This window comes from Nevskia soli (genome assembly GCF_903970205.1).
Classification (GTDB): domain Bacteria; phylum Acidobacteriota; class Terriglobia; order Bryobacterales; family Bryobacteraceae; genus Bog-113.
Genome location: NZ_CAJCHS010000416.1, coordinates 1 through 6,943 on the forward strand (window position 1 = coordinate 1; position 6,943 = coordinate 6,943).

Genomic DNA, 6,943 nt, shown 5'->3' on the forward strand with positions numbered 1-6,943 from the left:
TGTTCGTCACGATGCGAACTTCACGCGATGAAGACAGAAATTTGCCGGTTAGGTCCACCGAAATTGTTTTCGGTTTTCCAGCCGGTATTCCCATGTCGTCGATGACTGTCTCCCACTGACCCGCGTTGTTCTTTACCTGCAGGTAAGGTAAGATCAGTCCGCCTTTGCCTTCCTGCGCCGCGCCTTGAAACGTGCTGCCGTCGGCCCAATCCACCCACCCGCTGAGGATGAGGACAGCATTGTTGTCCGGTGCGGCACGCCCGAAATCCAGATCGATGGCGTGCTTCTCGGCAACCCCGAGGTAATTGCGTTTGAACCGGTCGGGATAGATCAGGTCTCTGCGTAACAGCGCCGGGCGGATATCGTTGCCGTGGTCGTCTCTCGCGCGAATCGGGTAGATCCGTTTCTCGACACCGAATAACTTGAACTCCGGGAAAGGCGGCGACTTGAACTTATCGTTCGTGAAGATTTGCTGCGACCGCGGGTGATCGACCGCAATTAACTGCACTTGGTCGAGATAAGAAACTTCCCTAAGTTCCTCGGTGATCCGCACCTCGTACTCGCCATCGCGCGCTTTTAACTTATCTCCCGCGATTTGGACGTACTCATCGTGATCGACCGGGAAGTATTGGCCGTCGCCCGAACTTGCGCCCAATGGCGCTACCCCGAGAACATCCGTGATGAAGTCGAACCCGTGGCCGTTCCAGGTGAAGATCATGGGGCAAGACCCGGAGAGCCGCTGCGCTTCATCGATCGATAGCGCGTCGTCGGTTTTCTTCTGCGGCTCATTCTGGATCAAGCCGTTGATCCAGGTAATGCGCACGGTGTCTGCTTGCGGGTAGTTACCCATGCCGAACCACCGCGGAATACCGTCGTAGATCTTCTTTTGATAAGTCGCGCCGGCTTTAACTTCGATCGTGGATCCAACGCCGAGCTTTACGTTTTTGATTCCGTTGATCTGAATGGTCAGCCAGCGCTCGGAATCTTTGGTCGCCTCGGTACGGTGAACATTGCCTTGTGCGTCGAGATGGAAGAGCGGCGCTTCCAAGTCGGGCTTGGAAGTTACTGGAGTTAGTTGCACGCCGTCGTTCTTCAGAGCCAGACCCTCAGTAACGACATCTATGAAGCTATCGTGATTAAAGTCTTCCGCGGTTAGTCCGTGCGCGCCTGCGGGAAGCGCCGGGATTGGTTCCGCACCAAAGACTCCATTCAATTTGTCGCGGTACAAGATACCGGTATGATCGGCGTAGCTCACCACCAGGTCGCGCGCGGGCGTTTCCGGGCGGATGGCGAAACGCGTTACGTCGATGGCATGTCCGGCGGCGAACGGGAAGGACTTAGATTCATTGCTGAAACCAGCCGATCCGTTATTGCGCATCAAAGCGGAATCCTCGCCGAGCAGGATCAGATCCATGTCGTTGTCGTGGTCGTAATCGAGCCAGATCGCGCGCTCGAAGCGGCCGGACGGCATCGCTGCATTCACTTTCTCGTACTGGCCTTTCACATTCCGGTAAAGCTCGACACCGGACTTGCGGATAACGCATAGGCCAAAGACTCCATCGTTGTAGAAGTCTCCGGGAGCGATATAGAGGATGTCGTTTGCCGCGATCACTTGGCTCGTTCCGGGGTAAATGGAAGCACCGGCGGCGGACCACGCGATCACATGGTCGCGATCGAGGGGCGCGAATCCGGATACGTGTTGCGCGATCACTTTGTCGTCATACTTCGGCTGCACCGGCTCGCTTGCGCCGGCGGGAAGATCGATCGGGTCATAGATCTCCGAGTAATCGTTCGCCTCCGCATCTTCCGCGAGAACGGCGCCCGCCTGGAGTGCTTTCAGCTCCTGAAATTGCTTGAGCTGCGCCGCTGATTCCGCGGGACGATTGGCCTGTCGATAAAGATTGTAGAGCTGCAGATGAGGCGCTGCGAAATTCGGATCGAGCTTGGCCGCAAGCTCGAGCTCGGCGATGGCCTTGTCCCGGTCGGCGCCTTGTTTATAGAGCACGCCGAGGTTGTAATGGGTCTTGGCGTCGCTCGGGACCAGTTTCTCCATTTGCTCCAGCTCGTGAATCGCGCGCGGCGTATCGCCGTCTTTTTTGGCAACAATTCCGAGATTGAACCAGGTGTGAGGAATCGACGGGTCCTGCTTCTGTGCCTTCTCGAACTCGGCGATGGCGGCTTGCGTCTCACCGGCACGAAGAAGCGCGAGCGCATAATTGACACGCTCGCGGACTGAGTTCGGCTGCAGTTCGAGAGCCTTGCGAAACTCCTCGACCGCTTCCTTTTGCGTAGTCGGATTTTCGTAAAACGCTTTGCCGAGATTACGGTAATGCCACAGCAGGTCGACCTTGGGATCCACCGGCGCGGCATGAAGGATGAACCACGCGAACACAGCTAGCGCGAACGCTCCGAAACCAACTCGTTTGGTGTTGCCCGACATTTTCCCCATGAGCGAAATCTTCTCGGATTATGACAGCGCGACGTTTGCGGATTTCATAGCATATTCCTATTACCATGGTCTTGTCAGGAAATTGACGGGTTTGGCTGTACACTATTTCGAGGTTCTGAATCGTGAATAACCGACCCACTTGGCTGCGCTTCGGTGCAGTTGTAACTGTCATCCTCTTGCTGGCAGGATGCCACCGCGATCCGAATTACGCGAAACAGGAGTACTTGAAGAGCGGGAACAAGTATTTCTCGCGCGCCCGCTACAAAGAGGCGATGATCATGTACCGCAAAGCGGTGGCGACCGATCCGAAGTTTGGCGAAGCGTATTACAGGATTGCCCTGACCTACGAAGCCCTCGGGCAAACGGCGAGTGTTGTCGGAGTGCTGCGCCGCGCGACGGAGTTGATGCCGCCCGGTACGCCGGATTGGAACGATGCGGCGTTGAAGCTCGGCGAGATCCTCGTTCAGGGCGCCGCGTTGAATAATAAGCCAGGCCAGAATACAAAGCCGCTGATGGATGAGGTGAATCAGCTCCAGGCGACTCTCGATCAGAAAGCCCCGAATTCCTTTGAGGACGAACGTCTGAAGGCCGAGATCAGCCGAGCCGATGCGGCCCGCGAGGTATCGCAGCACGACGTTCCGGCTTTTAAGAAGAGTCTGGAGGACGCGATCGAAAACCTCAGAAAGAGTCTGCAAAAACGACCGAACGATGTGCAAACTTCGTTGACGCTGGCGCGGACGCTGGTGGTTTACGGCGAGCCCAAAGAAGCGGAACAGATTTACCGGCAGTTGATCGTCCACGACAAGACCCAGACAACCGCGTATGCGGAATTGTACCGGCTTTATGCGGCGGAGCATCGGTCAGACGACGCGGAACAACTGCTGAAAGAGGCTATCGCGAATAACCCGAAGACTTACTCTTTCCGAACGTTGCTTGCGGCTTACTACTTCAGCAAGAACGATCGGACGCGGATGGTCGGCGTGCTGGACGACATCAAGGCGCACTCGAAGGAGTTTCCGGAAGCCTATCTGACCGCGGGCGATTTCTACGCGCGAATCGGCGACCTGGATGCGGCCATGCGCGAATACAAGGAAGGCGAGAGCAAAGACGCCGGAAAGCGGAGCGAATACGGCAAGCGAGAAGTGGAAATCCTCATCCGGCAGAATAAACGGGACGAGGCGTACAACAAAGTTCTGGAGATGGTGAAAAACGATCCGAAGGACGCCGATGCGCGCGGTTTGAAAGCCAGCTTCGCGCTGGATCGCGGCGAAGTGGACCACGCGATTTCGGAGTTTCAGGAAGTGGTTGCGCAGAAACCTGATAACTTCGTGGCGCACTACGATCTGGGGCGCGCTTACGCCGCCAAAGGCGAGTATCAGCAGGCGGCGACGCAGTATCGGGAGGCGCTGCGCATTCGTCCGGACTACCTTCGGCCCAGAATCGCGCTGGCGGAAGCGCAGTTACAACTCGGCACTTACGATCAGGCTTTGAAGACGTCCCAGGAAACGGAGAAGCTCCAGCCCAATAACGCGGCCGCTAAGTTAGTGGAAGGTATTGCGCTGGCGCGCATGGGTCAGGCCGAGGAAGCGCGCAAGGTATTCGAATACCTGGTCAAGACTACGCCGAAATTTGGGGACGCTTTTCTGCAGTTAGGGAGCCTCGACATGGCGCAGAAGAACTTCGCCGGGGCGCGCGAGAACTTCATTCAGGCCAGGACGTTGAATCCGGGCGACATGCGTCCGCTATTAGGGGAAGCGGAATCCTATCTGGCCGAGAAGCAGCCGGATAAAGCCCTTGCTGTGTTCCAGGCGGAGGTGACCGCGCACCCCGATCGCGCCGATTTGTTGAAGGCTTTCGCGGAACTCAAGAGTCAGCTCGGGCAGTACGACAGCGCCGAAGCGGACTATAAGAAGCTGCTCGACCATTTCAAGGAATCGAGCAATGAGACGGCCCAGACTTATGCGTCACTTGGCCAGCTTTACGCGCGTAAGGGGGATTACAACCTCTCGATTAGCTGGCTCGAAAAGGCGCGTGCGCTAGAGCCAAATAGCGCGCGGCTTCTATTGGTGCTGGCCGCATCTTATGAACATGTGGGGCGGACCCGGGATGCTCAGGCGGCTTACCGTTCGGCGCTCGCGCAAGATCCGGGGAACGGCCAGGCTTTGAATAACCTGGCGTTTTCGCTCACGCAGCATAATATGGACCTGAACGAGGCGCTCACGCTGGCGAATAAGGCCAAGCAGTCGATGCCTGATTCGGCGGAGGTGGATGACACGCTGGGATGTATCTACATCAAGAAGAACATGCCCGACGCGGCGGTAGAACAGTTCCGGGCGATTACGGCGAAGTATCCGGCTAACCCGTCTTTTCATTACCACTATTGCGAGGCTCTCTACGCGAAGGGCGATAAAGTAGGCGCGCAGAAGGAGTGTAATGCGGCGCTGGCCGACAAGCCGGCAGCTGCAGATGCGGATGGAGCGCGGCAGTTACTGGCTAAGTTGCAGTAGGTCGGAACGTGCGTTCTTGCCGCGTCGTAGGCTAGTTGCATGCGCACGCAGATGGGGGTTGTTCATTGGCATGGCTGCTAACTAGATGGTAGGATATGGACGTAATTCTCGGCGAAGGTAGCGATGACGGACCTGCAATTGTACTTAGCGATCGGAGTTCCTATCGCATTCAACGCCCTCGGGTTCGCGCTTTTGTCGACTCTATTATCCGCGCGGATCAACGACGTACAGTCGAGGGTGACTGAGCTACGCACGGATATGGGTTCCCGATTCGAGCATCTGGAAAAGCTTTTCGATGCGAAGCTGAGCCTCGTTGAACGAGTACTCGACGCTCGCCTGAAGTCGCTGGACGAGCGCTAAGCGCGGACGTGGATCCCGCCGATCACGCCGCCGGCAAACTACACTGGATTCATGATCGAGACGCCCACTGCTCCCGCGACCGGAGCCCCCACTGTCAAGGTCGCCCCCACCCCGCCCCTGCCGACTTTCGCTACCTTTGCCGAAGAGCGGTTGCATCGCAAGCAACGGTTGGCGGCAGCGTTTCGCTTATTCGCCAAATTCGGATTCAGCGAGGGCGTTGCCGGCCACATCACGGCGCGCGACCCCGAGCGCACCGATTGCTTTTGGGTGAATCCGTTCGGCGTCCATTTCGCGCACATCCGCGTTTCCGACCTCGTCCTGGTCAATCACGCCGGGCAGGTGATCGAGGGCAACATGCCGATCAACGAGGCGGCTTTTGCGATTCATTCGCGCGTTCATGAGGCGCGTCCGGATGTGATCGCCGCGGCTCACGCGCATTCGCTTTACGGCAAGACGTGGTCGTCGCTGGGCCGTTTGCTCGATCCGATTACTCAGGATGCGTGCGCGTTTTACCAGGATTGCGGACTGTTTGCGGACTATACCGGCGTGGTTTATGACACCTCCGAGGGTGACCGGATCGCTGCGGCGCTCGGAGGCAGGAAGGCTGTGATTTTGCAGAACCATGGGCTGCTTACCGCCGGCAAGACCGTTGATGAAGCGGCCTGGTGGTTCATCACCATGGACCGCTGCTGCCAATCGCAATTGCTCGCGGAAGCCGCGGGTCAGCCCATCAACATCGCGCATGAGAGCGCTTTAGTCGCGGCGCAGCAGGTCGGCGGCGCGCGTGTTGGATGGTTTCAGTTTCAGCCGCTCTGGAACCTGATTTCGCGCGAGCAGCCGGACTTATTCGAGTAACTTCATGACACGACGAACTTTCATCCAGACCGCGGCTGCTACTGCGGCGGCCGCGCCTGCTTTACGGCCCGCACCGGGCAGTAGCGTCTCCCCGCAACTGTCTGAATTTCCTTACGGCGCGATGCAGCTCACCGAAGGGCCGCTCAAGCGGCAGTTCGAGCAGAATCATGCGTTCTTTCTGAACCTCAGCGACGATCGCATGCTGAAGATTTATCGTGAACGGGTAGGTTTACCGGCGCCCGGCGAAAACATGGGCGGATGGTATGACGATTTCTGTCCGGGCGCCCACTTCGGGCAGTACATCTCCGCGCTGGCCCGCTTTGCGGCGGCTACCGGATCGGAGCCGACCCGCGCCAAAGTTAGCCGCTTAGTGGTAGGTCTCGGGCAAACGATCGATCCCACGGGTAAGTTCTTTGTCGATCTGCGGTATCCGGGGTACACCTACGACAAGCTCGTTCTGGCGCTTCTCGACGCCCATACCTGGGCAGGGGATCAGCAGGCTATTCCTTTGTTGTATGCAATGACTACAGCGGCGCGCCCACATATGCCGGACCATGCTCTGACGGACGAAGAGAAGCAGAAGTACCCGCATAAAGATGAAACCTACACCTGGGACGAGACTTATACGATCGCGGAGAATCTGTTCCTCGCCTATGAGCGGACGGGCGACCGGATGTTCTTCGATATGGGAAAGCGCTATCTGCTGGACCGCACCTTTTTCGACCCCCTGTCGCAAGGCCGGGACGTGTTGCCCGGTCTGCATGCTTACAGT

The 6,943-nt window shown here is 57.7% G+C and carries 5 protein-coding genes; 4 read left to right on the forward strand and 1 reads right to left on the reverse strand.

Annotation, left to right across the window (positions count from 1 at the left end; translation table 11 throughout):
• A partial coding sequence (locus H1Y01_RS17820; protein WP_180541928.1) for a tetratricopeptide repeat protein occupies positions 1–2,449 on the reverse strand: 2,449 nt, incomplete at its 3' end.
• A 122-nt stretch (positions 2,450–2,571) separates the two neighbouring features.
• Between H1Y01_RS17820 and H1Y01_RS17825 the strand changes: the two genes are divergently transcribed.
• The 4 genes from H1Y01_RS17825 to H1Y01_RS17840 all read left to right on the forward strand — a co-directional run.
• The gene (locus H1Y01_RS17825; RefSeq protein WP_180541930.1) at positions 2,572–4,956 is read left to right on the forward strand and encodes a tetratricopeptide repeat protein; all 2,385 of its coding nucleotides are present in this window, start codon (positions 2,572–2,574) and stop codon (positions 4,954–4,956) included.
• A 123-nt stretch (positions 4,957–5,079) separates the two neighbouring features.
• Positions 5,080–5,316, forward strand: a complete 237-nt coding sequence (locus tag H1Y01_RS17830) for a hypothetical protein (protein WP_180541932.1) — start codon at positions 5,080–5,082, stop codon at positions 5,314–5,316.
• A gap of 51 nt (positions 5,317–5,367) precedes the next feature.
• Positions 5,368–6,171 carry a class II aldolase/adducin family protein gene (locus tag H1Y01_RS17835; RefSeq protein WP_180541934.1) on the forward strand — a complete coding sequence of 268 codons (804 nt, stop codon included), beginning with the start codon at positions 5,368–5,370 and terminating at the stop codon, positions 6,169–6,171.
• Positions 6,172–6,175: 4 nt separating this feature from the next.
• A partial coding sequence (locus tag H1Y01_RS17840) for a beta-L-arabinofuranosidase domain-containing protein (RefSeq protein WP_180541936.1) occupies positions 6,176–6,943 on the forward strand: 768 nt, incomplete at its 3' end.

Bases quoted from the DNA above. Each gene is read 5' to 3' on its own strand.
- H1Y01_RS17830 (WP_180541932.1), top strand. From the start codon at position 5,080: ATGACGGACCTGCAATTGTACTTAGCGATCGGAGTTCCTATCGCATTC.
- H1Y01_RS17835 (WP_180541934.1), top strand. From the start codon at position 5,368: ATGATCGAGACGCCCACTGCTCCCGCGACCGGAGCCCCCACTGTCAAG.